Here is a 24,780-nt window from a genome sequence, read left to right on the forward strand (position 1 = left end):
CTCCTAGCTGATCTTCTTGATCAGGGTGGACAGTTCGAACTGGTCGGCATCGGTGAGGTTCTGCAGGGGCGGACGCACGCGCCCGCCGTCGCGGCCCACCGCGTCGAGCCCGCCCTTGATGATGCTGACGCCGTATCCCTTCACGCGGTCACGGATGTCCAGGTAGGGGATGACGAAGTCGTTCAGCTTCTCGTAGACCGCCGTGCGGTCCTGGGCGATGACATCGCGGTAGAAGGCGAGGGCGAACTCGGGGACGAAGTTGAACATCGCAGACGAGTACGTGCTCACGCCCAGCTGGAGGAGGGGCAGGGCGAAGGTCTCCGCCGTCGGCAGGCCGCCGATGTAGGTGAGGCGCTCCCCCACCCGGGCGTAGATCCGGGTCATCTGCTCGATGTTCCCGATGCCGTCCTTGAACCCGATGAGGTTCGGGTTGCGGTCGGCGAGGATCGCGACGGAGCGGTCGGTCAGGACGGCGTTCGCGCGGCTGTAGACGATGACGCCCAGGCTCGTCGCTGCACACACGGCACTGACGTGCTCGATCAGGCCCTCCTGATCGGCCTCCGTCAGGTAGGGCGGCATGAGCAGGATCCCGTCCGCGCCGGCCTCCTCGGCCGCGCGCACGTGCCCGATGGCCGAGAACGTGCCTCCCGTTGCCGGAGCGATGACCGGCACCTTGCCGCCGATCTCGTCGACGGCGACGCGGACGACCCGGTCCATCTCGGCGGTCGTAAGGGAGAAGCCCTCGCCCGTGCCGCCGGCAGCGAACAGTCCCGCCACGTCGAAGTCGGACTGCCAGGCCAGGTGCTCGCGGTACCGGCCCTCGTCGAACTGCAACTCCTGGTCGAAGTGCGTGACGGGGAAGGAGAGCAGGCCCGACTTGATGCGTTGCGCCAGCTCGGAGGGATTCAGGTGAGCCACGGGGAGACCCTTCGGTAGAGGTGGCGCGACCGTCGGGGGCGCCACAGAGGTTCGATACCCCTCAGCGTATGAAGCGCGGCGATACGTGTCTAAGACTGTTTTAGAATGGATCGATACCTTCCAGGTATCGTCCGTCCTACCCGTGGCGTTCGGTGATGGCGTCGAGGACCCGGTGCAGGGCGGGGTTCTTCGACTCCTTGAGCCAGATGGCGAAGAGTTCGACGGGATCCGAACCGAAGCCGTCCAGGTCGCAGTACTGCACGCCGTCGATGCCGAGGACCGTCGTCGAATGGGGCACCAGGGCGATGCCGCGGTGGGCTGCGACGAGGGACACCATCGTGAGGATCTGGGCCACCGTATGGACGTAGTTCAGCTGCCCGGCCGGGGCCAGGCGGACGATGAGGTCGTAGAAATACTTCGCCTGGGTGGGGGAGTGCATGATGAGTGCTTCGCCCCTCAGGTCCTCGATGGTCACGGGCCTGCCCAGGGTGGCGAGACGGTGGCCGTCCGGGACCGCTGCGACGAGGGGTTCCCGGTACAGCAACCGGGATCCGAAGACCTGTTCATCGAAGGGGGGACGGGCGAGCCCGAGATCGATGTCCCCGTCCCGGAGGGCATCGATCTGCTCACGCGTGACCATTTCCCGCAGCTCGATGTCGACTTCGGGCAGCTCGCTGGAGATCTCGTTGAGCAGGGCACCCAGGATGCCGAAGGTCGACGCCGCGGTGAAACCGAGCCGGATCGACCCGGCCGACCCCCTCGAGATACGACGGGCCAGATCCGGGGCGCTCTCAGCCAATGCCAGGAGTCGCTGTGCCTCCCCGAGGAACGCGGTGCCGGCGGCCGTGAGGGTGACGCCACGGCTGTCCCGCTCGAACAGCTGGACGGCGATCGCCTTCTCCAGCTTCTGGATCTGCCGACTCAACGGTGGCTGTGTCATGCGCAGACGTTCGGCGGCCCTGCCGAAGTGCAGTTCTTCGGCTACGGCAACGAATCCGCGTAACTGATCAAGGGAGTACATGATGCACAGAGGGTATCAGCTCATACTTTATTGGGCTTAGACATGCATGACGAGGATTTCTAAGCTTTCTGTACAGGCTCAGGGTGAGCGTCATCACAGACGGTCACTCCTAGACCTCCATCAAAGGAGATTCTCATGTTTCACTCGAAGTTCGCCCGTCGCTCAGCGTCGACCATGGGTGTAGCAGCTGTCCTGGCACTGACCCTCTCCGCCTGCGGTGGCAATGTCGCCACATCCGGCGGAAGCGACGACGGAAGCGACTTCCCCTCCGGTCCGGTGACACTGACCATCGGACAGGATCCCGGTGGCAGCACCGACCTCATCGGTCGGGCCATTGCCGAGAACGCCTCGGACGCCCTCGGCGTACCGATTCCGGTGGTCAACAAGCCCGGCGCGAATGGCGCACTGGCCACGCAGGAAGTCGCCAACGCGAAGCCGGACGGGCAGACCCTGATCCTTCTCAACGCCTCTCTGATCGCCATCACGCCCCTGGCCGTCAGCGAGGACGAAGCCGTGAAACTGGAGGACCTCGAGGTGATCTCCGGCATCTCGCAGGACGACTACGTCCTGGTGGCCAACGCCGAGTCCGAGTACAAGACCGTCGAGGACATCGTGGCCGCGGACAAGTCGTTCAACTTCGCCACCACGGGCGTCGGCACGGGTAGCCAGCTGGCGCAGGCGCTGCTCTTCAAGCAGGCAGGCGTCGACGGAACTGATGTTCCCTTCGACGGCGGCTCTCCCGCCATGACGGCGATCCTCGGGAACCAGGTGGACTTCGCCACCATCCAGTTGGGCGAGGCGATGCCGCAGATCGACGCCGGCACCCTGAGGCCGATCGTGACATTCTCCGAGGAGCGCAACCAGTACCTTCCGGACGTGCCCACCGCCCTCGAGGAGGGCTACGACGTCCCCGTGTCGCAGTACCGTGCCATCGCGGCGCCCAAGGGTACCCCGGAGCCGGCAGTGGAGAAGCTCCGCGAAGCCGTCTCGGCCGCGTTCGAGAGCGAGGAGTACAAGGAGTTCAACGAGGAGAACCTCTTCACCCCGCACGAGATCGATGGTGAGCAGGTCACCGAGGAGTGGACGGCCAACGCCGCCAAGTACAAGGAGCTCGTGGAGAAGTACGAGATCGACCTCGGCGGCGAGAAGTGACATCGTCGCCTCACGCGGACCGCCGGGCGACCGGCGGTTCGCACGCCCTCCACGGGGAGCCCGAACACCAGGCTCCCGACCATGGGCACCATCTCGTCGACGACCTGACGCCGGAGGACCTCGCCGCGCAGTGGGAGCAGGAGAAACCCCCCGCCGCCGGGCCGGGCGCGAACGTCGCCTCCGCGCTCGTCGTGACCGCCATCGGGGTCGCCGGCACCCTCGGCTCGCTGGGAATGGGGCTGGGGTCCCCTGCCGACCCGGAACCGGGCCTGTGGCCCTTTCTCATCAGCGTCCTGCTGATGGTCCTCGGCATAGCCCTCGCCCTGTTCGGACGGAATGTCCTGGACGCGGAGAAGTTCTCCCGCTCCAGCCTCCAGGTCGCGGCCGGCCTCGTCAGCCTCATCGTCTTCACCCTCCTGATCGGACGCATCGGCTTCGAGATCCCGGCACTGCTCCTGTGCGTGGTCTGGCTCCGCTTCCTGGGCCGGGAGACCTGGCGGATGACGGCCCTGCTCAGCGTGGGAATCACCGCCGCGTTCTACCTGCTGTTCGTCTTCGCTCTCAACGTGCCCATCCCGCATCTGTTCTAGGGAACCCCCATGGAATTTTTTGAACCGGTACTGAACGGTTTCGGCGTCGTCCTCGAGCCGACGAACCTCCTGTACTGCCTGCTCGGCGTCGTCATCGGCATGCTGATCGGCGTCCTGCCCGGCCTCGGCCCGGCGGCGACCATCGCGATCCTGCTGCCCCTGACCTACGGCATCGAACCCGTCACTGCGATCATCATGCTTTCCGGCATCTTCTACGGCGCCCAGTACGGCGGGACCATCACCTCCGTCCTGCTCCGGCTGCCGGGTGAAGCATCTTCCGTGGTCACCGTCTTCGATGGCTACGCGCTGACGAAGCAGGGCCGGGCAGGGACGGCGCTCGGTGTGGCAGCCATCGGATCCTTCGTCGGCGGCACGGTGGCCATCGTCGGACTGACGTTCCTGGCTCCCCTCGTCGCCGGCTTCGCCCTCGACTTCGGCCCGCCCGAATACACGGCCCTGGCCCTGCTCGGCATCCTCCTGGTCGCCACCGTCAGCAACGGTGGCAGGCTCAAATCCCTGATCGCCGCCGCCGTCGGACTCCTGCTGGCGACCGTGGGCCGTGACGGCTTCACCGGTGAGTCCCGCTTCACCCTGGGAAGCCTGGAACTCGCCGACGGACTCGACTTCGTTCCGATCGCGATGGGCATCTTCGGGCTCGGTGAGATCCTTTACAACCTCGAGGAACGCCACAACAAGGTCTCCGCCCCCGCGAAGGTGGCCAACGTCTGGCCCTCCCGCAAGGACCTGAAGCAGGCCTCCGGGGCCATCGGCCGCGGGTCCGTGCTCGGATTCTTCCTGGGCATCCTCCCCGGTGGGGGCGCCACCCTCTCATCCCTGGCGGCCTACGCGATGGAGAAGAAGCGGGCCAAGGACCCGTCACGCTTCGGGAAGGGCGCCATCGAAGGCGTCGCCGGACCCGAGACCGCGAACAACGCGGCAGCGACGTCGTCCTTCATCCCCCTGCTCACGCTGGGTATCCCCGCGAACGCGACCATGGCCATCATCTTCGGTGCCCTGCTCATCCAGGGCGTCACGCCGGGCCCGCAACTCGTGCAGAACGACCCGGAGCTGTTCTGGGGCGTCGTCAACTCCATGTACATCGGCAACATCCTGCTGCTGATCATGAGCATCCCCCTCGTCGGCGTCTTCGTGCGGATCCTCCGTGTCCGCCCCGCGATCCTAGCCCCGGTCACCGTGCTCATCACCCTCATCGGGGTGTACACGATCAACAACAGCATCTTCGATATCTGGCTGGTCATCTTCTTCGGTGTGATCGGGTACCTGATGAAGAAGTTCGGATTCGAACCCGGACCGCTCGTCCTGGCGTTCGTCCTCGGGGCACTGCTCGAGGAGAGCCTTCGTCGGTCGCTCCTCCTCTTCGGTGGCGACGCGACCCAGTTCGCCGGTCGTCCCATCACGGCCGTCCTCCTCCTCGTCTTCGTCGTCGTCATTCTCCTTCCGGTCCTCCAGAAGGCTCGAAAGAACCGGGCGGCCAAGACCACGACCATCCCCACCAAGCGCAAGGAATCGGTATGAGCATCCTCATCGGCTATGTCCCCACTCCCGAAGGAGAGGCTGCCCTCGAAGCCGGACTGAAGGAGGCGCAGCTCAGGGACACCAACGCGGTCATCCTCAACTCGCCCCGCAAGGGAGCCCCCGTGGATCCCGTCCTCGTACCGGAGGACAAGGTCGCCGAACTGGTCCGGCGGGCCAGGGCCGCCGGCGTGGAGGCGGTCGTCCGGCAGCCCGGGCACACGGACGACCTCACCGACGAGTTCATCGGACTCGCTGAAGAGATCGACGCCTCCCTCATCGTCATCGGGTTGCGGAAGCGGAGCCAGGTCGGGAAATTCATCATGGGCAGCCATGCCCAGCGGATCCTGCTCCAGGTCGACCGACCCGTCCTCGCCGTCAAGGCGACGAGCGATTCCACACGCTGACGGTACCTGCCGGCACGAACCGGCACCATGAACTCCGGGGCCATCCTGAAAACCGATAGCGCGGCAGGATGGCCCCGGTTCTTTCCCCGGATCCAACAGGGGTCTAGCATCGGCGCATGGGATCGGTCGACGACACCATCGGCGAATTGCGGGAATCCGATCGGGCCTACCTCCAGCACGTCGTCGACGTGGTCCGTGCGGCCCGGACCGACACGGAGGACGGCTGGAGCTACGGTCTCCCGGCGCTCCTGCTCGAGGGGAAACCGCTCGTCGCCGTCGCCGCCGCAGCGAAGCATCTCTCGCTCTATCCGTTCTCCTCCGCGGTGATCGACGCCGTCGCGCTGTCGCTCGGCGGTTTCTCCCTGTCGAGGGGGACCATCCGGTTCTCGGCGGCGAACCCGCTGCCCGACGCCGTCGTGCGGGAGATCGTGCGCCTGAGAAGCCTCGAGATCACGGGGGAGTAGGCTCCAGCGGGCAGCGCGGGTCAGCTGAAGCCGAAGAGGGGCGGGAAGGCCAGGACGACGACGGCGGCCCACAGCGCGTAGACCGGCAGGTATCGGGTCTGCCACCTTTCGAGGGCCGCGAAGGCACGCCGCCCCCGCAGGAATCCGACGGCCAGCCAGGCCGCGCGGACCAGGTGGACCAGCAGCAGCACGTTGAGGCCCAGCGCCGCAAGCCTGTTGGGGCTCGCGCCGAACTCGGCGAGGCGGGTCAGCATCGCCGTCAGCATCACGGCGTCGACCGCCAGGGCCAGCGTGACCAGTGCCACCTGCAGGGCATCGAACAGCCCCGGCGGTGTGAGGGGATCCCGGGCGGAGACCGAGTACAGCACCAAGCCGAGGACCAGCACGAGGATGGCGTCCATCAGGATGAGCAGGTCCCGGTCGATGCTGTTCAGGTCACCCGCTCCCACCAGCACGGACAGGAGGACGAGGAGCATGACCACCGTCAGCGGTGTGAAGACCTTGGTCAGCACCGGGGCGATGTTCTCCACGACCTGCTGCTTCGCTTCGACCAGCCACGCGGCCACCACCAGGGCGCCGGGGACCGCGAAGGGCAGGATCCAGTCCTCGAGGACCGGCTCGAAGTCCACGCCGATCAGCGAGAGGGTTCCGAGCGTGAGCCCGACCAGCACTGCCCCACCCAGCGCCAGCAGGGCGAGATAGATCACCAGTTCGCCCGTGAAGCGGACGAAGTCCATGCGCCGCCGGTCCGAACGCCAGCGGCCCCCGACATACGCGAGCCCCAGCAGCAGCCAGAGCACGACAGGTGCGTGCAGTGCGGCAAGGACCTCGGTGGAGCCGGAGGCGGTGAAGGGGTACAGGTTGAGGACAGCAGCCAGGGCCGCGAAGGACACGACGATCGTTGCCAGTACGGGCCGGGCGAGGTGCCTCTTCCAGGCGAAGTACGCGGTCGCGAAGGGCATGACCAGGAGGCCGAGATTTCGTACGAGCGCCGAATCGGTGCCGATTCCGGCGATCCCGGCCTTCACGGTGGCGCCTGCGCCGAGGGCCAGGCAGAGCACGACGACGAGTTCCCGCCACGCGGGCGTGCTCCCGCCCGTATCGGCCGGAACGAGGACGAGCTGCTTCCACAGTCGCTCGGAGTGCTCCCGGGCGAATTCGCGGGATATCTGGTCCAGGTTGCCGAGGCGCTTGATCGCGACAAGGAAGGCCTCCTCGTCGTCGAGTCCCGTGGCGCGGCGGTCGGCGATCTGCTCCCGGAGGTGGTCCTCGAGTTCGTCGACGTCCGCGGCGGAGATCGCCTGGTGGCGGAGGACGTAGCCGCGCCAGCGATCGATCTGGCCTTCCAGCCCTGCGTGGGTGTCCATCACGCCCACGCCTCTGTTGCGGTCGGCGGCAAGTCCTGCCAGACCTGTCGCAGTGTGTCGGCGACGACGGTCCACTGCTGCTGCCGTTCGGTGAGCGCCTCGAGCCCCGAGGGCGTGATGGCGTAGTGCTTGCGCCTGCGGCCGATCTCGGAGGACCCCCAGGACGACGAGACGTAGCCGAGCCGCTCGAGTCTGTGCAGGAGGGGATAGAGCATGCCGTCGGTCCATTGCATGCCTCCGCCGGACAACTCGCCCACCCGTTTCAGGATGGCGTAGCCGTGCAGATCGCTTCCCGCCAGGATGCCCAGCACCAGTGGCGTCGCCGAGGCGGCGACCAGATCCTTATCGATGCGCACGATGCCTCCATACCTAGATGTATCAGGTATCGAAGCATAGCGGTGCTATGTATGGCAAGACCCGGGCGGAGTCCGTCTCCTCCGAGTCACGGTTCAGCGCCGATTCCGGCAGCGGCCCCGCCCTGGTGCCGCGAGGGGTAGATCATGGGTGCATGACATGGCCGGCTCGACCGGGCCTTGCAGCCCTTGCAGCAGTCGTCCTCGCTGCGTGTGCGACACCGGGAAACCCCGGTGTCGAGCCCGTCCCCGCGCCCGGTCCCGACCCGTCCGCCGTGGAGCCTGCGTCCGCCTCGGCACCTGCAGCACGGGCCGCCGAGGGCGAACTGATCGGACAGGGCACCGTGCTGCAGGTCGGGGACGCCCTGCCGCGGTTCTGCCTCGGAGGTGTGATGGAGTCCTATCCGCCCCAGTGCAGCGGGCCCGGGATTGCCGGCTGGGACTGGTCACTCGCGGAGCAGTCCGAGACCGCTTCCGGCGTCACCTGGGGCGCCTACGCGGTGACGGGCACCTGGGACGGCGCCGTCTTCACGAGGACCGGCGAACCGATCCCGCTCTCCCTCTACGACACCATGCCCGTCGAGGATCCCCGCCTCGCCGAGGGGAGGCGGGGTCCTGCGAGCGCACAGGAGCTCGACCGTATCCAGCAGGAGATCTTCTCCGGTGCCGGCGACGACCTGCCGCTCAGCGGGGAAGTCCGCGACGGGTACCTCACAGTCACTGTGGTGTACGACGACGGCTCCCTCCAAGCGCGCTGGGACGCCGACTATGGCGTCGGCGTCGTCGTCGTACTGTCTGCGCTGCGTCCGCTGACGTGAGCGGGAATACCCGCTGATTCCCGACTCGTCCAGTCGGAGAAAAATCCTGCAGGGGTTGCAGTGCTGATGCCAGAATGAGGAGAACAAGGGTTCCCGGCACGCGCCGGTGCTTCCCGGGCAGTCAGGAAGCCGGCCGCCCAGGGTACCTTGCCGCGCTGCCCGCCGGGTGGCGGCTACCGAGCGGCTTCCTGCCCCCGTCCGGGCCGCCCGAAGGAATCCGCCAATGCAAGGCTTGCTCACCTATACCGCGATGAGGCACGCGGACCTGCCCCTGATGCTCGTCTGGGACCACTTCCTGAACATGGGAGGGTCCATCGGACAGTTCGAGGTCGATGCCTACCTCCACGGGATGATGACCCTCCCCGATGCCGACCGCGACTGCGTCGCGCAGGCCGTGAACGAACTTCTCGACGACCTCGCCAGGATGGGCCCCCGCGCCTGCTGCCGCGCCCCGTACAGCGGCGCCGCGGCCGGCGGCCCGGGGAGTGTTTCCGCCTTCAGCACCTGCACCGCAGCAGGCCATGGCCGTCCCGGGGCCGTCACCAGGCCGGACGGTCCTCCCGGGACCGCAGCGCGTCGGGTCCAGCAGCCCTCGCCGCAGCTGCCCGCCCGTCGGTCAGTGCGCCGGGAACGGTAAACCGGACCGGTCCCTCCCCAAAGCGGCTGCCGGCGACTCGGCGACCCCCGGACGAGGATCATGCCGGACGACGCCCGATCACCACAGTCGGCCCCTCGTCCCCGAGGCTCCGGGACCAGGCATCGAAGCCCCCGTCCCGGAGGAGCCGGAGGCACTCCTGCTCCTGGTCCTCTCCCACCTCGAACAGGATGTGCCCACCCGGGACCAACCAGTCGGGTGCCTCGCGTGCCACCCTGCGCTGCACCTCCAGTCCGTCCTCCCCGCCGTCGAGACTGATCAGGGGCTCGTGCACCCTCGCCTCGGGCGGAAGGGTCTGCACGCGCGCGGAGGGTACGTAGGGCGTGTTGCAGAGCAGCGTGTCCACGGTCCCCTTGAGGGACAGGGGTAACGGGTCGAACAGGTCGCCCTCGTAGAGCTCCGCCTGGAGGCCGGCGAGGTTGTTCCGTGCCAGGCCGACGGCGGCCCCGGAGATGTCCGAGGCGTGCAGCCGCAGGTCCGGCACGACGTCCGCGAGCGCCACTCCGAGGGCCCCGCAGCCACAGCAGAGGTCCAGGACGGTCGCGCCTGCCGTCGTCAGGTCCGCGGCGCACGCCACGAGGAATGCCGACCTCTGACGCGGTACGAACACTCCCGGTCCCACCTCGAGCCTCAGCCCGCAGAAGTCCACCCAGCCGAGGATGTGTTCGAGCGGAAACCCGGCGACCCGGCGGTCGAGCATCGCAGCCAGGACTTCATCCGTGGCGCCGCTCCCCGCGAGCAGGCGGGCCTCGTCCTCGGCGAACACGCAGCCGGCGGCACGGAGCCGTACCGTCAGCTCCGCCTCCGTGCGGTGGAGGGCGGCAGGAGGGCCCTGCTGGTGGTGCGGCATCGAACGGCCCTTCGGCGGAGGCGGCCTGGCACCACGAGGATAGCGGCGATCAGGTGTCCGTGTCGCTGTGGGCCATGGCCACGGGCTTGGACTCCACGCTCCCGCGTTCACGCAGGTACACGGACGCCCCGATCATCAGGGCGATGACCATGAATTCGCTCTGCCAGTTCTGGAAGGACTCGAACCAGAACCGCGACGTGCCCATGTAGCCCAGCACGGTGGTTCCGGGCTCGCCGTGGCTGGCCTGCTCGTCGTTGTAGGCCTCGCTGCCGCCCACGGCGTGCAGGAGGAACGACGCCGCGAACAGGACGAAGAACATGATGGACAGTGAATGCTCGTACAACCGGAGGACGAGGCCGCCGCGGCGCACGGGCCACGGCGTGTCCGGATGCGGTGCTGCGGCACGGGGGTCGTCATCCTGTGGTTCGTGCTTGCCTGGCAGCTTCGACTCGGAGGAACCGCGCTGGAAGAGATAGGCGGTGAGGACCACGTACATGCCCATCTGGAGGAACTCCGACTCCCAGTTCTCGAAGGTCGCCTCGAGGAAGTCGCCCGTCAGCAGGAAGCCGGCGAGCGTCACGCCGGGCTCGCCGTGGGACAGTTGCTCCTCGTTGTAGGTGCGCACTCCGCTGAGCACCATGCCGACGAAGGAGAGGAGGAACAGTGCCCCATTCGTGATCATGAGGCCGTGGTCTCTCATCCAGTGCTTCATTCTGGTACCCGTCCTTCCGTTGACCAAGCGCACTTTCTCGTTTCCTCAACGCTAGGAAGGGCCTCCCCGCGGCGGCAAGCGGAACCTGCGTTGCATCAGGAGTTGCACAGTCCTCTCAAGGCCCCCGGTCGCGGGTGCGGCGGGCTGCGGATAGCCTGAACGGCATGGAACGCGTTGCGGTGATCTCGGATCTCCACGGGAACGTCACGGCCTTCACGGCCGTGCTGGAGGATCTTCGGCACCGCGGCATCAGCACCGTCTACAACCTCGGCGACGTCGCAGGGAAGGGGCCCCGCGGATCCGAGTGCGTGCGCCTGAGCCGCCTGCACTGCGCCGTCACGGTGCGCGGCAACTGGGACGATTTCCTGCCCAGTGAGGCGCCCGAATGGCGCGACGACGCCGGCTGGTGGTGGCACAACGAGTTGACGCCGGAGGACCGCCGCTGGCTGCAGTCACTCCCGCTCTCCCACGAGATCGTGCTGAGCGGACGGCGCATCCGGATGTTCCATGCATCGGCGAAGAGCGTCTACCACCGCGTGCACGCCCGGCACACCGACGACGACTTCGAAGGGATGTTCGCGGCGACGGAACTGACCGGGAACGGGCCCCGGCCGGACACGGTCTGCTACGGCGATATCCATGACGCGTTCGTCTCGACCTACCGGGGCCGCACGCTCGTCAATGTGGGGAGCGTCGGCAACCCGCTGGACGAGCCGCAGGCGTCCTACGTGATCCTCGAGGGGGAGCCGGACGGCGGTCGGTCGGCGCCTTTCGGCATCCAGTTCGTGCGCGTGCCCTACGACATCGAAGCGGAGATAGCTGTCGCCACGGCGCTCGGCATGCCGGCCCTCGAACCCTACGCGATCGAGCTCCGCACCGCCGTCTACCGCGGACAGCATGCCGCGCTCGGGCTGCCCTCGGGGCCGTGATCCAAGCTGTCGGTCGGGAGCCGGCTGCTTGACTCCTGACCGACGGCCCCATGTCCGTGCGAGCACATCGATGTATTCAACGTCAGTCCGCGGACATGTCCGGGCCATATGCTGCGTACTTCCAGTGTGCGCCGTGCTCCTCAAGCCCCGAGGTGAGCTGCATCAAGATCGCCTCAGCTTGACAGTCGACCCTCCGGGGGTGGGGCCGCGGCCACGATCACCACGGAACCTCCCTGATTCGGTAATATTTCCTTGACCGTTTAGCAGCAGGCGGTCCATCACCTTCCCTTGGCCGGCATCGCGCGTGGTCAGCAAAGGGTTGACGCAAAGGTTTCCCAGTTGGTTGATCACGAAAGAGGCAGGGGCCCGGCGGTTCCGGGCCTGCTCCAGGACATGGTACTCGACAGCGACGATGTCGAGGAGTTCCTGACGAAACTGGTGAAGATCGCGGGTTCCACCCTGTCGGCCGAAGACGACGAGGTCCTCTGCGGCGTCACCCTGCTGCGGGCACGGACGAAGACGACGGTCGCGAGCAACGGCACCGACGCCCAGAAGATGGACGAGGTCCAGTACGAGTACGACGACGGACCGTGCCTGCGCGCGGCCCGCAGGGGCGTCATCCACTACGTCAGTGATTTCGACACCGAGGAACGCTTCCCCGAGTACAGCAGGGCGATCAGCGGGCACGGCATCAAGTCCGCCCTGGGCGTTCCGATCCCGCTCGAGGGCGAGGCGACGGCGGCACTGAACTTCTACTCGCCCCTGAAGGATGCGTTCAGCGAGGAAGCGATCGACGCCGCGCAGAGGTTCGCCGAGGAGGCCTCGGTGTCGCTCCGCCTGGCGGTGCGCATCGCCAAACTGACGGATTCGAGCGCCGACATGCGTGCCGCCATGGAGAGCAGGACCACCATCGACCTGGCCGTGGGTGTGATCATGGGGCAGAACAGGTGCTCACAGGACAAGGCGATGTCGATCCTCAAGGCGGCCTCCAGTGCGAGGAACATCAAGCTCCGGGACGTAGCGGCCTCCATCCTGCAGTCACTCGGCCACGGGCCCGCAAAGACGCACTTCGAGTAGGGCGAACTCCGGGGGAACGGGGAGCGATGAACGAACGAAGCCGGCACGAACTCACCGCCGACGCGTTGCGGCGGGCCGGCATGTCCGTCGCCGAAGCGTGGATCCAGTACTTCGCGCTGGGCGGGTCCCTGTCGGAGGTGGAGATCGACGCGTACCTCCGCGGACAGGCGGAGCTTCCACCCCTCGAGTGCGAACTCCTCGCCGAAGCGGCCCGCGAAGCGTCGGGGCAGGGAGCGGATATGGGAGGCCGGCCCGGGACGGAGCTCCTGTCCGGGTCGACGACTGACGCCTTCCGTCAGCTGGGCGCCGCCGGCTCCGTGCTGCTCGACCCGGAGACCGCGGAGGGCGAGCGGCTCCGGTCGCTGGCGCAGCTCCACCTCCTGGACACGCCTCCCGAGGACCGGTTCGACCGGATCACCCGGCGGGCTGCGGAACGGTTCGGGTGCGAAGTGGCGACCCTCGCGCTGATCGCGGACGACCGCCAGTTCATCAAGTCGGCGGTGGGTGAGGCGGACCAGGACCTCGAGCGGACCAAGGCTTTCTGCAACGCGACCATCCGCTCCTCCGGCCCGCTGGTCCTGACGGACACGACGCAGGACGAGCGCTTCCGGTCCCACCCCTTCGTCGCCGGGGAGCCACACATCCGCTTCTACGCGGGCTACCCGCTCCGCGGTCCGGGCGGCTGGCTGATCGGGACCCTGTGCGTCATGTCGACCTCCCCCCGCCCGTTCACCGACCAGGACCTCCAGGACCTCGAGCTCCTCGCGCAGGAGATGCAGCACGAGGTGTTCCCGGGCTGGAAGGCGTGGAGCATTCTCTGAGCGTCCCGTCAGCCTTCCGCGGAGGGCCGGTCCGCGAGCCGTACGTCCACGGTCTCCGTCTCCGAACCCCGGCGGGTCTCGACGGCGACCGTCTCACCCGGGTCGCGCTGACGCAGCGCCGCGAGGAGATCCTCGGGTGCCGACAGGTCCTCGTCGCCGATCCGGGTGATGATGTCTCCCGGCCGGATCCCGGCGTCGTCGGCCGGCCCGCCCTGCGACACCGACAGGACCACCACACCCGTGGCGTCCTCGAGGTTCAGCTGCTGGGCGATCTGCGGTGTGATGGCCCCCGGTGCCAGCCCCATGAACGCGTGTTCCGCCGTGCCGTCCTCGCGCAGTTCCTCGGCCACCTCCGTGGCGGTGGGAGCCGGGATCGCGAAGCCGAGCGCCACAGCGCCCTGGGAGGGCGGGATGTACGCCTCGCTGATGCCGATGATCTCGCCGCGGCCGTTCACGACGGCGCCGCCGGAGTTGCCCGGGCTGATCGCCGCGTCGGTCTGGATGAGGTCGACGAGTGACTGGCTCGTGGACGCGGACCCCGGGATCTCGCGGTGCAGGCCGGAGATGATGCCCGACGTCGCCGTGTTCTCGAAGCCGAGGGGGGATCCGATGACGACGGCGAGTTCGCCGATCCGCGGCAGGCCGGACTGGAAGGTCGCCGCAGGGAGATCGGTGCGGTCGGCACGCACGAGCGCCAGGTCCGAGACGGCGTCGGCGGCCTCGACCGTCCCTGACACCCGCTGCCCGTCGGCGAAGGCTACCTCCACGTCCTCGTTGCCCCTGATCACGTGCTCATTGGTGAGGACGAGGCCGTCCTCGGTGTAGATCACGCCGCTGCCGAGGCCGTCCTCGGTGAAGATGGTGACCACCGAGGGCTGCACCGTATCGACGATATCGGGGATGCTCATGTCCGCCTGCTGTCCGCCCGACTCCGTCCCGCCCGACGATCCGCCCGACGAGCCGTCCGGGGTGCCCTGCACCTGTGCCGGGGCATCCGACGCAGAGTCCGTGGTGGCGCCGTCGGTGCACCCGGTGACGGCGAGCAGCAGGGCGAGGGTCAGCGGAACGGCTGCGGTCCGGGTGCTGGCATTCGGCATCATGCGGTGATCCTCCTCGATACGTGCCCGTCGACCGGGCAGCAGGGCAGGCGCGACGTCCGCGTCACGCTGTACCCGCTCCTGCCTAAGACCGTACGGAGGGCATCGCCCGGTGGACAACTACGAAAAAGAGAGCCGCGGGACTGGACAGGAGCGGAACTCCCGCCCGCGTATCCTGCAGGGACATGCCGACCCGGGCGTGGAACCTACGAGTGGCCGTCGGCGTCCCGGTCGGGGCGGCGCAGGGGATGCTCGCGCCACGCATCGCGTTCCGAGGGGGCGGGGCCGTAGCCTGGGCGCAGCAGCGGCTCGTCGGGATCGTCCTCGGGGTTGCGCTTCCGCGGGGCGCCGTGCCGGTGGGTGAGCCAGTAGCCCCAGCCGATGCAGGCCGCCGCGGCCAGGATGATGAGGAGGCCGATCACCAGGAGCAGGGGTGCCGCCGCCGGCGCCGGTGTGCCGGTGGACGCGGCCCGGGCGAAGTCAGACACTGCCTGGGGGACGAAGAGCGTGCTGAGGAACAGCAGGACCAGTCCTGCCAGGTACTGCCTGGTGCCGAGTTTCATGACTCCCCTGGTGTCCGTGCGGCCGGTTCGGGTCCCTCCAGCTTAGGCCCTGCCGCCGCCCAGCCTAGGCTGGATGGGTGCACCAGACCCTTCCCGGCAACCGCCTGCTCAGCCGCAGTATCCTCCGCCTCGCCGTGCCCGCGCTGGGCGCCCTCATCGCCGAGCCGCTCTTCCTGCTCGCCGATTCCGCGATCGTCGGGCACCTCGGAGTCGGAGAGCTCGCTGGGGTGGGGCTTGCCTCCACGGTGCTGCAGACCGCCGTCGGGCTTATGGTCTTCCTCGCCTACTCGACGACTCCCGCTGTCGCGCGCCTCCTCGGAGCGGGCCGCCTGCCGGACGCGCTCGCGGCAGGGCGCGACGGCGTGGGCCTCGCCGTCGTTCTCGGGGTCCTGCTGTCCGTCATCGGGTGGGCCACAGCGCCCCAGCTCGCATCCCTGATGGGTGCCCAGGGCGCGGTGCACGCGTTCGCCGTCGACTACTTGCGCTGGTCCATGCCCGGCCTCACGGCCATGCTCGTGGTGCTCGCCGCGACGGGCGTGCTGCGGGGGCTGCAGGACACGCGCACGCCGCTCGTCGTCGCGGGTGCGGGTTTCGGCGTCAATATCCTCCTCAACTACCTGCTGGTCTACGGCGCCGGGATGTCGGTGGCCGGCTCCGCCCTCGGGACGAGTCTCGCCCAGTGGGGCATGGCGGCCGTGTACGTCGTCCTGATCGTGCGGTCCGCACGGAGGGAACGGGTGCCCCTGCGGCCCTCCCTCCGCGGCATCCGCGCCACGGCGGGCGTGGGCTCGTGGCTCATGCTGCGCACCCTGTCCCTGCGGGTGGCGATCCTCGCCACCGTGTTCGTCGCGACGTCGCAGGGGTCCCTCAGCCTCGCCTCGCACCAGCTGGTCATGACCGTCTTCACTTTCCTCGCCTTCGCGCTCGACGCCCTCGCCATCGCCGCACAGGCGCTCATCGGCAAGGAACTCGGCTCGGGGAACCGGCCCCTGGCACACGCGCTGACGCGGCGGATGATCGCCTGGGGCGTGGGGTTCGGCGTGATCACCGGAGGCCTGCTGGCTGCCGTGGCACCCTTCCTGGGCTGGATCTTCACTCCGGATCCCGCCGTGCAGGCAGCCTTCGCCGCGGGGCTCTGGGTGCTGGCCGCGGCCCAGCCGGTCTGCGGGTTCGTCTTCGTGCTCGACGGCGTCCTCATCGGCGCCGGCGACGCCCGCTACCTGGCCGTCGCCGGCGTCGTGAACCTCGTGGCCTACCTGCCGCTGCTGGTCCTCGTCGCCAGGGCGGACCTCACGGGCGCGGAGGGGATCGTGTGGCTGTGGCTCGCCTTCGGTGTGGGCTACATGCTGGCCAGGGCCGCCACCCTGGGCTGGCGTGTGCGGGACGACCGGTGGATGGTGACCGGTGCGACGCGCAGCAGGGCTGCGGGCGCCGCATAGCCTTCTGCCATCGTGCTCCGACCGGTGGCGCGATCCCCGTGCGGGCGGGACCATTGTCACGAGGGGCCGCAGAACGGCGTCCAGGAGGACCGGAGGCAGGGAATGTCCGAGACGACGGTGGAGCAGCTGCTGGCGGAGCTGTCCGCGCTCGAGGATCCGCGGATGCGCGCGGTGAACGAGAAGCACGGCGACGACCACGGCGTGAACCTGTCGGCCCTGCGTGCGCTGGCCAGGCGGCTGAAGACCCAGCAGGAGCTGGCCCGCGACCTGTGGGCCACGGGCCAGACGCCCGCGCGGCTGCTGTCGCTGCTGATCTGCCGGCCGAAGGATTTCGGGCACGACGAGCTGGACGCGATGCTGCGCGAGGCCCGCGTTCCGAAGGTGCACGACTGGCTCGTGAACTACGTCGTGAAGAAGAGCCCGCACGCCGAGCAGCTCCGGGTCGAGTGGAGGGCGGACCCGGATCCCGTGGTCGCGAGCGCGGGATGGGCGCTCACGAGCGAACGGGTGGTGAAGAATCCGCAGGGCGTGAACCTCGACGGCCTGCTGGATGAGATCGAGGCGGAGATGAAGGAGGCCCCCGACCGGCTGCAGTGGGCCATGAACCACACACTGGCGCAGATCGGGATCGAGCACGCCGGCCAGCGGGAGCGAGCCCTCGCGATCGGAGAGCGGCTCGAGGTCCTCAAGGACTACCCGACGCCGCCGAACTGCACGTCCCCGTTCGCCCCGCTGTGGATCCGCGAGATGGTGGGCCGGCGGGAAACCTGAGGCAGCGGATCGGTTCTGGTACACGCGAGGGGGAACAGGGCGAGGAATTAAGTTAGGCTTTCCTTGCCAAATTCCCACCGGGGTCGCCGTACTGCCCCTCGCCGAGAAGAGCCCCGATGCATCCTCGCCCCCTGATCGCAGCCACCGCAGGGCTCACCGTCCTCTCGGCCGCACTGACCGGTTGCGGCATCATCGGCGGACAGTCGGCCGATCTCCAGATCTACTCCGCCCGCCACTACGACCTCGAGGGCGCGTTCGGGCAGTTCACCGACGAGACGGGGATCACCGTGGAGTTCATCAGCGGTGACGACGCCGAACTCCTCGAACGCCTGAAGGCCGAGGGGGCGGACACGCCGGCCGACATCTTCCTGACCGTGGACGCCGGCAACCTCTGGAACGCGGCCCGGCAGGGCGAACTGGCCGAGCTCGACTCCCCGGTGCTCGACGACGCCGTGCCCGAGGACCTCCGCGACGCACAGGGCCAGTGGTACGGACTGGCCATGCGCGCCCGCACGGTCACCTACAACCCGGATGCGGTGGATCCCGCCGAGTTCGACGCCACCGAGACGTACGCCGGACTGGCCGACCCGAAGTGGAAGGGACGGCTCTGCATGCGTGACGCCACCTCCGCGTACACCCAGTCCCTCGTCGCGAGCCTGATCGACCTTCACGGCCGGGAGGAGGCCCTGAAGATCGTTCAGGGGTGGGTCGCCAATGACGTGGAGATCATGGGCAACGACGTCCTGCTGCTCGAAGCCATCGATGCCGGATCCTGTGACGTGGGCATCAACAACCATTACTACCTGGCCCGCACGCTCGCGGAGAACCCGGACCTGAACGTGGACCTGTTCTGGGCGAGCCAGGCGGGGGCGGGGACCCACGTGAACATCTCCGGTGCCGGCGTCGTCGAGGGCTCGGACAACGCCGAGGACGCCCAGCGGCTCATCGAATGGCTCGCCACCGACGGGCAGAACCCCTTCGTGGACGGTAACCACGAGTACCCGGTCAACCCCGCGGCGGAACCGGAACCGCTGATCGCCGAATTCGGCGAGTTCAAGCGCATGCCGCTGAACGCGGAGGCCTACGGCGACCTCAACGCCGAGGCCGTCGATCTGCTCGCAGAGGCCGGATACAAGTGACCGGAACGGGGGTCCTCGCCGAGGCGAGGACCCCGACACGCGGGCGGACGTCCGGGGCCGGGCGTCCGGCGTGGTCCGCCTTCGTCGTCGTCGTGGCACTGCTCGTCGCCACGCCCGTCCTGGCCGTCGTGCTCGACGGCGTCGGCAGCGTGGGGGACACCGCCCCGCCGCGGGGAATCGTCGCGATGGTGCTCACCACCCTGGCCCTGATGGTGGGTGTGGCCGCGGGCACGCTCCTGGTGGGCGGAGGGCTGGCATGGCTGGTGACCGCGTACCATTTTCCCCTGCGGAACGTCCTGGTGTGGCTGCTCGTCCTGCCCCTCGCCGTGCCCGCCTACATCCTCGGCTTCGTCTTCCTCTCGGTCTTCGACGTCGCGGGACCGGTGCAGTCGGCCCTGCGCGCCGTGCTGGGCCCCGACGTCTGGGTGCCCGAGGTGCGCTCCCTGCCGGCCGCGGTGCTGGTGATGTCCCTGTCCCTGTACCCCTACGTCTACCTCCTGGTGCGTGCGGCGCTCATCGAGCAGTCCGCCGGCACCTACGACGCGGCCCGCACCTTGGGAGCCGGGCGGGCGCGCACGCTGCGCCGGGTACTGCTCCCGCTGGCCCGGCCGTCCCTGGCGGCGGGCCTGTCCCTGGTGATGATGGAGACGCTGACCGACTTCGCGACGGTGCAGTACTTCAACGTGCAGACCGTCTCCGTGGGCGTCTACCTCGTATGGAAGGGCACGTTCGACTTCCATGCCGCGACGCAGCTGGCGGTCCTGGTGCTGCTGTTCGCCGTGGCCGTCCTGACCGGTGAGCGGGCGCTGCGCGGCCGTGCACGGTACCACCAGCAGGGCGGACGCGGACAGGGCCTGCAGCCCGAGCGGCTCCGCGGCGCGCGCGGATGGGCGGCGACCGCGCTGTGCATCACGGCTCTCGCCGCGGGCTTCCTGATCCCCGTGCTGCAACTGCTCGTATGGGCGGTCGGGGAGGCAGGGAAATCCGGCGTCCTGACGGACCCCCGTTTCGGCGAGTACCTCGTCAGCACCCTGTTCGTGGCGTCGGTCACCGCCCTGGCCTGCGTGGCGCTCTCCGTGGCGGTCGGCCACGCGGTGCGCATCAGCGGCGGGCGGATCGCCGCCTCCGCGGCGCAGCTGACCACCTTCGGCTACGCGGTCCCGGGCGCCGTCGTGGGCATCGGGGTCCTGATCGCGTTCGCGGCGGTCGATACCGCCCTCGAACGCGCCGGTGTCCCGGGTGGCACGGGGATCCTCGTGACCGGGTCGGTCCTGGGCATCCTCTACGCCTACGTGATCCGCTTCCTCGCGCCCGCCTACCAGGCGGTGGACGCAAGCCTCGCGAAGATACCCCCGACCGTCACGTTCGCGGCCCTGAGCCTCGGTGCCACTCCGCGGCGGATCCTGACCCGCATCCACGCCCCCCTCGCCAGGCCCGGGGTGGCCGTGGCCCTGATGCTGGTGATGATCGATGCCGTGAAGGAGTTGCCCATCGTGCTGCTGCTGCGGCCCTTCGGATTCACGACCGCGTCCGTGTGGGTCTACGAACTCGCCCGCGAGAACTTTTGGGAGAAGGCCTCGTTGCCCGCGCTGGTCATCGTCGCCGCCGCAATCCTGCCCGTCGTCGTCCTCGTCCGCCAGGCCCGCCGGGCCGAGACCCGCGGGAGGGTAGACGCATGACTCGACCGACGACGGAAGCCCGGCTCCTCGCCGACGGCGTCCCAGCCGCCCTGTCACTGGAGGGGGTGACCCGGCACTACGGCCGGTCCGTGGGTGTGGACGCGCTTGACCTGACGGTCACGGCCGGCGAACTCGTGACCCTGATCGGCCCGTCGGGCTGCGGCAAGTCGACGACCCTCCGCCTGGCCGTGGGCCTGGAACGGCCGGACGCCGGCATCATCCGGGTCGCAGGCAAGGTGATGGCCGACGGGCGCCGCTTCGTGGAACCCGAGCAGCGCAGGGTGGGGCTGGTGTTCCAGGACCACGCCCTCTTCCCGCACCTGACGGTCGCCCGCAACGTGGAGTTCGGCCTCGACCGGCTGGGCCGGAGCGAACGACGGACGCGGGTAGGTGAGGTCCTGGATCTCGTGCGGCTGTCCCACCTCGCGCACCGCTATCCCCATGAGCTGTCCGGCGGCGAGCAGCAGCGGGTGGCCCTGGCTCGCGCCCTGGCGCCCCGGCCCGCCGTCGTGCTCCTCGACGAGCCCTTCTCCAGCCTGGACGAGTCCCTGCGCGCGCAGGTGCGCCGCGACACGGTCGCGACCCTGCGCGAGACCGGCACCACGGGAGTGCTCGTGACCCATGACCAGACGGAGGCCCTGTCCGTGGGCAGCCGCGTCGTCGTCATGCGTGACGGCGTCATCGAGCAGGCCGATACGCCGGAGAAGGTGTTCGAGCAGCCCGCGACCCGCTTCGTCGCCTCCTTCATGGGCGATGCCGACTTCCTCCCGGCGCACGTGCACCGCGCCCTGCTGACCTGCGAGATCGGGATCGTCTCGACGGTCCCGGGATGGGCGAACAGCGATCTGGACGTCGAGGTCGTACTGCGGCCGCACGAGGTGGCGTTGCGGCCGGACCCGAACGCGTCCGCACAGGTCAGCGCGATCGAGTACCACGGCGCGTTCGTGCTCCACCATGTCCGGCTGGCCTCCGGCCGGACCCTGCGCTCGTGGCAGCCCCACACCGTACGCCACCCGGTGGGAACGGCAGTCGCCGTCTCCGTCACCGCGGGCACGACCCCCACGCTGCTCCTGGGCGACAAGGCCATCACGTCCCCGCCGCCGAGCAGCTCCCTGGCACGGCCGTCCTCCGAACCCCTTCCGCTACGTTAGGCCTCCACCTTGTTGACTGATCCCGGGACGGCAGCGCCGTGACCGCGCAGCCCGAACTCGCCCAGATCGCCTTCACCGACCTCGCCCGCCACGGCGGACGGCCCGCCGTCATCACCGACGACGGCGTGATCACGTACCGGGAGCTCGCCGGGCGCGTGGACGATTTCGCCGCCCGCCTGGGCACGGAGCGCCGGCTGGTGCTGCTGGCCGCCCGCAACGCACTGGACTCCCTCGTTGGCTACCTGGCCGCGCTGTCTGCCGGCCATCCCCTGCTCCTGGTGCCGGCGGACAAGCCCGCAGCACTGGAATCCCTCGTGGCGGCCTACGATCCCGACGTTGTGCTGCGCCCCGGTGAGGGCGTCCCGGTCCTCGAGGAACGCCGTCCCGGGTCGCGGCACGAGCTGCATCCCGAACTGGCCCTGCTGCTCAGCACCTCGGGATCCACCGGCTCCCCGAAGCTCGTGCGGCTCTCGCACGCCAACCTCACGGCGAACGCCGCTTCCATCGCCGAGTACCTCCGCATCGAGCCGGACGACCGCGCCGCCACGACCCTGCCCCTGCACTACTGCTACGGCCTGTCCGTGGTCAACAGCCACCTGATGCGCGGGGCCGGGCTGGTCCTCACGGACCTCTCGGTCGTCGACCCCTGCTTCTGGGACCTCTTCCGGGACAGCCGGGCGACGTCGTTCGCGGCCGTCCCCTACACCTTCGACCTGCTGGAGCGCGTGGGCTTCGCAGAGGCGGACCTTCCGCATCTGCGCTACGTCACCCAGGCGGGCGGCAGGCTTGCGCCCGAGAAAGTGCGCTCCTGGGCCGGCATCGGACGGCGCCACGGCTGGGACCTGTTCGTCATGTACGGGGCCACGGAGGCGACCGCCCGCATGGCCTACCTGCCGCCGGACCTCGCCGCCGAGCACCCGGGGACCATCGGGGTGCCGGTCCCGGGCGGCGCCTTCCGCATCGAGCCGGTGGAGGACCTGGAGGACGGGGAACTCGTCTACACCGGTCCCAACGTCATGCTCGGCTATGCCGAACAGCCTGCCGACCTCGCCCTGGGCCGGGCGATCCACGAACTGCGCACCGGTGACCTCGCCCGCAGGAACGCCCACGGACTCTACGAAGTCGTGGGGCGGCGCAGCCGGTTCGTGAAGCTCGCGGGCCTGCGCATCGATCTCGGGCAGGTCGAGCGCATCCTGGCGGAGCTGGGCGTCACCGCGGCGGCCGCCGGATCCGATGACGGCCTCGTCGTCGCCGTCGAGGGCGAACACGACTCCTCGCTCCTGACCAAGGTCCTCGCCGGCAGCGTGGGCCTGCCGCGTGCGGCGGTCGGGATGCATTCCGTGGAGCGGCTGCCACGGCTGACGACCGGCAAGGTCGACTACCCGGCCGTGCGCCGGCTGGCCGCGCAGGCACCCCCGGCCGCCCCCGAAACCCCGAGTGGTGATCGCGACGACATACGGCGCATCTTCGCGGAGGCACTGGATCGGAGCGACATCGGGGACGGCGACACCTTCGTCTCCCTCGACGGTGATTCCCTCTCCTATGTCGCCGTCTCGGTGCGGCTGGAACAGGCGATCGGACGGCTTCCGGCCGACTGGCACCTGCTGTCCGTCCGCGAGCTGGAGCGCCGCCGGAAGCCCCGGCGTCGTGTCGTGTCCTTCCTGGAGACGTCGATCGTGCTGCGCGCCGTGGCGATCGTGTGCATCGTGGCGACGCACGTGCATCTCTTCCACTTCCAGACCGCCCACCTCCTCTTCGCCGTGGCGGGGTACAACTTCGCGCGGTTCCAGCTGGGCGGCGAACGCGCTCCGCGGCTGCGCCGCCACCTGCGCAGCCTGACCCGGATCGTGGTGCCCTGCGTGGCGTTCATCGCGGTGGCCTACCTGCTCACCGACGACTACAGCGTCGCGAACGTCTTCCTGCTCAACGGGATGGTCGGGCCGCAGGAGCTCACGACCCAGTGGCACTTCTGGTTCGTGGAGATGCTGACCTACATCCTCATCGGCGTGACGGCGCTTCTGGCCGTGCCGTGGGCCGACCGGCTCCAGCGCTGGGCTCCCTTCGGCTTCGCACTGGGCCTGGTGGTGATGGGGCTGATCAGCCGCTACGACATCATGGACCCCGGGCTGCCGAAGCCGGCGCCCGTGTTCTGGCTCTTCGCCCTGGGCTGGGCCCTCGCCTCCGCCCGGACCGGCGTGCACCGGTGGACGGTCTCGGTGCTGACGGTACTCAGTGTTCCGGGCTTCTCCAGCAGCGCCACCAGCACCATCCATGAGGTCACCGTCGCCACCGGCATCCTGCTGCTCATCTGGGTGCCGGCGCTGCCGGTGCCGACGGTCCTGCGCCGCGTGGTCGGTTGGCTTGCCGCGGCGTCCCTGTACATCTACCTCACCCACTGGCTCGTCTATCCGGTCCTGCTCCCGCTCAGCCCGGTCCTGGCCGTGGGAGGTTCGCTCGTGGTGGGTGTGGCCTACTGGGCGCTGTGCAACTGGCTGCCCGCCGCGATCATGCGTCGGCGGCGGTCGGTGGTCCCGGCCCCGGCGGTCTCCCCGGGTTCACCGCCGATGGAGGACCGGGCGCGGAAGACTAAACTGGACACGATCCCCCGGCTCCCGTACCCCGTCCAGGAAGGCCCCTGATGGCTGCTGCATCGCCTGCCCCTGGCACCGGCCCCGACTCCGATGGCGTCCAGCTCACGGTCTGGAAGCCGTTCCTGGTCCGCGCCGTGGTGAGCGCAGTATTCGGGCTCGTCACCATCTTCTGGCGCGACCCGTCCACGCTGGTGATGTCCCTCGCAGGCGGGCTCTATCTCCTGCTGAACGGCGGGGCCTACCTGTGGACGCACCGCATGGCGCACTGGGGCCCCCGGTTCAGGCTGCTGACCGAGATCGGCGGCGGCCTGCTCCTCGGTGCGGGCATCGCCAGCCTCGTCTTCCTCGACGACCGCAGTTTCGCCTTCGCCGGCGCCGTCGCGCTGGCCGTCGCCGGTGCCGCCGAGCTGGTACGGGGGCTCGCGGTCCGCGGCCACGTTGCCGCCCGGGACCTCGTCACCGCTGGAGTCGTGGGCCTGGCCACGGGCGCCATCCTCCCGTTCGTCGAGGAGCTCGGCGCGCACGCCCTGCTCGGCGTGACCGGTGGGGGCGCGCTGCTGACCGCCGTCGTCCTCGGTATCGCCGCGCTCGGCTACCGGCACGATTCAGCGCTCAGCGCACCGTCCGTTTCCGGCGCCCAGGGCGAGCCGGACCCCGTAAACTAGAGCCTCTACGTCTTGTAG

General features: G+C 69.1%; 25 protein-coding genes. 17 read left to right on the top strand and 8 right to left on the bottom strand.

Features of this window, described 5'->3' with window-relative positions:
* Positions 1–3: 3 nt before the first annotated feature.
* Positions 4–918, bottom strand: coding sequence for a 5-dehydro-4-deoxyglucarate dehydratase (gene kdgD / locus P5G52_RS03680; RefSeq protein WP_301224774.1), 915 nt, complete (start codon positions 916–918; stop codon positions 4–6).
* A 136-nt stretch (positions 919–1,054) separates the two neighbouring features.
* Positions 1,055–1,939, bottom strand: coding sequence for a LysR family transcriptional regulator (locus P5G52_RS03685; protein ID WP_301224776.1), 885 nt, complete (start codon positions 1,937–1,939; stop codon positions 1,055–1,057).
* Between the two features lie 135 nt (positions 1,940–2,074).
* Between P5G52_RS03685 and P5G52_RS03690 the strand changes: the two genes are divergently transcribed.
* The 5 genes from P5G52_RS03690 to P5G52_RS03710 all read left to right on the top strand — a co-directional run bounded on the left by P5G52_RS03690 (position 2,075) and on the right by P5G52_RS03710 (position 6,085).
* Positions 2,075–3,091, top strand: a complete 1,017-nt coding sequence (locus P5G52_RS03690; protein ID WP_301224778.1) for a Bug family tripartite tricarboxylate transporter substrate binding protein — start codon at positions 2,075–2,077, stop codon at positions 3,089–3,091.
* Positions 3,088–3,681, top strand: a complete 594-nt coding sequence (locus tag P5G52_RS03695; RefSeq protein WP_301224780.1) for a tripartite tricarboxylate transporter TctB family protein — start codon at positions 3,088–3,090, stop codon at positions 3,679–3,681. Before P5G52_RS03690 ends, P5G52_RS03695 begins: the two co-directional genes overlap by 4 nt.
* 9 nt (positions 3,682–3,690) lie before the next feature.
* A complete protein-coding gene (locus P5G52_RS03700) occupies positions 3,691–5,217 on the top strand; it encodes a tripartite tricarboxylate transporter permease (RefSeq protein WP_301224781.1) in 1,527 nt (508 codons plus the stop codon).
* Positions 5,214–5,621: a universal stress protein gene (locus tag P5G52_RS03705; RefSeq protein ID WP_301224782.1), complete on the top strand. Its 408-nt coding sequence runs from the start codon at positions 5,214–5,216 to the stop codon at positions 5,619–5,621. Before P5G52_RS03700 ends, P5G52_RS03705 begins: the two co-directional genes overlap by 4 nt.
* Before the next feature lie 116 nt (positions 5,622–5,737).
* Positions 5,738–6,085, top strand: coding sequence for an iron chaperone (locus P5G52_RS03710; RefSeq protein ID WP_301224784.1), 348 nt, complete (start codon positions 5,738–5,740; stop codon positions 6,083–6,085).
* A gap of 20 nt (positions 6,086–6,105) precedes the next feature.
* On the opposite strand, the gene P5G52_RS03715 is transcribed toward P5G52_RS03710, so the two are convergent.
* Together P5G52_RS03715 and P5G52_RS03720 are read right to left on the bottom strand one after the other, a co-directional pair.
* Positions 6,106–7,452 (bottom strand): permease prefix domain 1-containing protein, encoded by a 1,347-nt coding sequence (locus P5G52_RS03715; protein ID WP_301224786.1) that lies wholly within the window; start codon positions 7,450–7,452, stop codon positions 6,106–6,108.
* Positions 7,452–7,808 (bottom strand): PadR family transcriptional regulator, encoded by a 357-nt coding sequence (locus P5G52_RS03720; protein ID WP_301224788.1) that lies wholly within the window; start codon positions 7,806–7,808, stop codon positions 7,452–7,454. Before P5G52_RS03720 ends, P5G52_RS03715 begins: the two co-directional genes overlap by 1 nt.
* A 152-nt stretch (positions 7,809–7,960) precedes the next feature.
* On the opposite strand from P5G52_RS03720, the gene P5G52_RS03725 reads away from it, so the two are divergent.
* Both P5G52_RS03725 and P5G52_RS03730 read left to right on the top strand, forming a co-directional pair.
* Complete coding sequence (locus P5G52_RS03725) at positions 7,961–8,623, top strand: hypothetical protein (protein ID WP_301224790.1); 663 nt, start codon at positions 7,961–7,963, stop codon at positions 8,621–8,623.
* Between the two features lie 223 nt (positions 8,624–8,846).
* On the top strand, positions 8,847–9,260 hold the full coding sequence (locus P5G52_RS03730) for a hypothetical protein (RefSeq protein WP_301224792.1): 414 nt from the start codon (positions 8,847–8,849) through the stop codon (positions 9,258–9,260).
* A 58-nt stretch (positions 9,261–9,318) separates the two neighbouring features.
* On the opposite strand, the gene P5G52_RS03735 is transcribed toward P5G52_RS03730, so the two are convergent.
* Together P5G52_RS03735 and P5G52_RS03740 are read right to left on the bottom strand one after the other, a co-directional pair.
* Positions 9,319–10,128 carry a putative protein N(5)-glutamine methyltransferase gene (locus tag P5G52_RS03735; protein WP_301224794.1) on the bottom strand — a complete coding sequence of 270 codons (810 nt, stop codon included), beginning with the start codon at positions 10,126–10,128 and terminating at the stop codon, positions 9,319–9,321.
* A gap of 49 nt (positions 10,129–10,177) precedes the next feature.
* A complete protein-coding gene (locus tag P5G52_RS03740; protein WP_301224796.1) occupies positions 10,178–10,828 on the bottom strand; it encodes a DUF6766 family protein in 651 nt (216 codons plus the stop codon).
* A gap of 176 nt (positions 10,829–11,004) precedes the next feature.
* On the opposite strand from P5G52_RS03740, the gene P5G52_RS03745 reads away from it, so the two are divergent.
* From P5G52_RS03745 to P5G52_RS03755, 3 genes are all read left to right on the top strand, one after another.
* A complete protein-coding gene (locus P5G52_RS03745) occupies positions 11,005–11,769 on the top strand; it encodes a metallophosphoesterase family protein (RefSeq protein ID WP_301224798.1) in 765 nt (254 codons plus the stop codon).
* A gap of 393 nt (positions 11,770–12,162) precedes the next feature.
* A complete protein-coding gene (locus tag P5G52_RS03750) occupies positions 12,163–12,846 on the top strand; it encodes a GAF and ANTAR domain-containing protein (RefSeq protein ID WP_301224800.1) in 684 nt (227 codons plus the stop codon).
* A 26-nt stretch (positions 12,847–12,872) separates the two neighbouring features.
* Complete coding sequence (locus tag P5G52_RS03755) at positions 12,873–13,667, top strand: GAF domain-containing protein (RefSeq protein WP_301224802.1); 795 nt, start codon at positions 12,873–12,875, stop codon at positions 13,665–13,667.
* Between the two features lie 8 nt (positions 13,668–13,675).
* On the opposite strand, the gene P5G52_RS03760 is transcribed toward P5G52_RS03755, so the two are convergent.
* Together P5G52_RS03760 and P5G52_RS03765 are read right to left on the bottom strand one after the other, a co-directional pair.
* The gene (locus tag P5G52_RS03760) at positions 13,676–14,767 is read right to left on the bottom strand and encodes a S1C family serine protease (protein WP_301224804.1); all 1,092 of its coding nucleotides are present in this window, start codon (positions 14,765–14,767) and stop codon (positions 13,676–13,678) included.
* A 203-nt stretch (positions 14,768–14,970) separates the two neighbouring features.
* Positions 14,971–15,327, bottom strand: a complete 357-nt coding sequence (locus tag P5G52_RS03765; protein WP_301224806.1) for a hypothetical protein — start codon at positions 15,325–15,327, stop codon at positions 14,971–14,973.
* Between the two features lie 77 nt (positions 15,328–15,404).
* On the opposite strand from P5G52_RS03765, the gene P5G52_RS03770 reads away from it, so the two are divergent.
* The 7 genes from P5G52_RS03770 (at position 15,405) to P5G52_RS03800 (ending at position 24,762) form a co-directional block, all read left to right on the top strand.
* A complete protein-coding gene (locus tag P5G52_RS03770; protein WP_301224808.1) occupies positions 15,405–16,766 on the top strand; it encodes an MATE family efflux transporter in 1,362 nt (453 codons plus the stop codon).
* A gap of 102 nt (positions 16,767–16,868) precedes the next feature.
* Positions 16,869–17,537, top strand: coding sequence for a DNA alkylation repair protein (locus tag P5G52_RS03775; protein WP_301224811.1), 669 nt, complete (start codon positions 16,869–16,871; stop codon positions 17,535–17,537).
* 116 nt (positions 17,538–17,653) lie between these two features.
* Positions 17,654–18,676, top strand: a complete 1,023-nt coding sequence (locus P5G52_RS03780) for an extracellular solute-binding protein (RefSeq protein ID WP_301224813.1) — start codon at positions 17,654–17,656, stop codon at positions 18,674–18,676.
* Positions 18,673–20,355 (top strand): ABC transporter permease, encoded by a 1,683-nt coding sequence (locus P5G52_RS03785; protein WP_301224815.1) that lies wholly within the window; start codon positions 18,673–18,675, stop codon positions 20,353–20,355. The genes P5G52_RS03780 and P5G52_RS03785 overlap by 4 nt, the downstream gene beginning before the upstream one ends.
* Positions 20,352–21,506 (top strand): ABC transporter ATP-binding protein, encoded by a 1,155-nt coding sequence (locus P5G52_RS03790; RefSeq protein ID WP_301224817.1) that lies wholly within the window; start codon positions 20,352–20,354, stop codon positions 21,504–21,506. Before P5G52_RS03785 ends, P5G52_RS03790 begins: the two co-directional genes overlap by 4 nt.
* Before the next feature lie 38 nt (positions 21,507–21,544).
* On the top strand, positions 21,545–24,145 hold the full coding sequence (locus P5G52_RS03795; protein WP_301224819.1) for an AMP-binding protein: 2,601 nt from the start codon (positions 21,545–21,547) through the stop codon (positions 24,143–24,145).
* Positions 24,145–24,762: a hypothetical protein gene (locus P5G52_RS03800; RefSeq protein WP_301224821.1), complete on the top strand. Its 618-nt coding sequence runs from the start codon at positions 24,145–24,147 to the stop codon at positions 24,760–24,762. The genes P5G52_RS03795 and P5G52_RS03800 overlap by 1 nt, the downstream gene beginning before the upstream one ends.
* Positions 24,763–24,780 lie beyond the last annotated feature (18 nt).

Origin of the sequence: Arthrobacter burdickii (assembly GCF_030433645.1) — a bacterium.
Classification (GTDB): Bacteria; Actinomycetota; Actinomycetes; order Actinomycetales; family Micrococcaceae; genus Arthrobacter_D; species Arthrobacter_D burdickii.

Excerpts from the sequence above, each read along its gene's own strand:
- P5G52_RS03685 (WP_301224776.1), bottom strand. The coding sequence starts at position 1,939 with ATGTACTCCCTTGATCAGTTACGCGGATTCGTTGCCGTAGCCGAAGAA.
- P5G52_RS03690 (WP_301224778.1), top strand. The coding sequence starts at position 2,075 with ATGTTTCACTCGAAGTTCGCCCGTCGCTCAGCGTCGACCATGGGTGTA.
- P5G52_RS03700 (WP_301224781.1), top strand. The coding sequence starts at position 3,691 with ATGGAATTTTTTGAACCGGTACTGAACGGTTTCGGCGTCGTCCTCGAG.
- P5G52_RS03705 (WP_301224782.1), top strand. The coding sequence starts at position 5,214 with ATGAGCATCCTCATCGGCTATGTCCCCACTCCCGAAGGAGAGGCTGCC.
- P5G52_RS03710 (WP_301224784.1), top strand. The coding sequence starts at position 5,738 with ATGGGATCGGTCGACGACACCATCGGCGAATTGCGGGAATCCGATCGG.
- P5G52_RS03715 (WP_301224786.1), bottom strand. The coding sequence starts at position 7,452 with ATGGACACCCACGCAGGGCTGGAAGGCCAGATCGATCGCTGGCGCGGC.
- P5G52_RS03725 (WP_301224790.1), top strand. The coding sequence starts at position 7,961 with ATGACATGGCCGGCTCGACCGGGCCTTGCAGCCCTTGCAGCAGTCGTC.
- P5G52_RS03730 (WP_301224792.1), top strand. The coding sequence starts at position 8,847 with ATGCAAGGCTTGCTCACCTATACCGCGATGAGGCACGCGGACCTGCCC.
- P5G52_RS03735 (WP_301224794.1), bottom strand. The coding sequence starts at position 10,128 with ATGCCGCACCACCAGCAGGGCCCTCCTGCCGCCCTCCACCGCACGGAG.
- P5G52_RS03740 (WP_301224796.1), bottom strand. The coding sequence starts at position 10,828 with ATGAGAGACCACGGCCTCATGATCACGAATGGGGCACTGTTCCTCCTC.
- P5G52_RS03745 (WP_301224798.1), top strand. The coding sequence starts at position 11,005 with ATGGAACGCGTTGCGGTGATCTCGGATCTCCACGGGAACGTCACGGCC.
- P5G52_RS03750 (WP_301224800.1), top strand. The coding sequence starts at position 12,163 with ATGGTACTCGACAGCGACGATGTCGAGGAGTTCCTGACGAAACTGGTG.
- P5G52_RS03755 (WP_301224802.1), top strand. The coding sequence starts at position 12,873 with ATGAACGAACGAAGCCGGCACGAACTCACCGCCGACGCGTTGCGGCGG.
- P5G52_RS03760 (WP_301224804.1), bottom strand. The coding sequence starts at position 14,767 with ATGATGCCGAATGCCAGCACCCGGACCGCAGCCGTTCCGCTGACCCTC.
- P5G52_RS03765 (WP_301224806.1), bottom strand. The coding sequence starts at position 15,327 with ATGAAACTCGGCACCAGGCAGTACCTGGCAGGACTGGTCCTGCTGTTC.
- P5G52_RS03775 (WP_301224811.1), top strand. The coding sequence starts at position 16,869 with ATGTCCGAGACGACGGTGGAGCAGCTGCTGGCGGAGCTGTCCGCGCTC.
- P5G52_RS03780 (WP_301224813.1), top strand. The coding sequence starts at position 17,654 with ATGCATCCTCGCCCCCTGATCGCAGCCACCGCAGGGCTCACCGTCCTC.
- P5G52_RS03790 (WP_301224817.1), top strand. The coding sequence starts at position 20,352 with ATGACTCGACCGACGACGGAAGCCCGGCTCCTCGCCGACGGCGTCCCA.
- P5G52_RS03800 (WP_301224821.1), top strand. The coding sequence starts at position 24,145 with ATGGCTGCTGCATCGCCTGCCCCTGGCACCGGCCCCGACTCCGATGGC.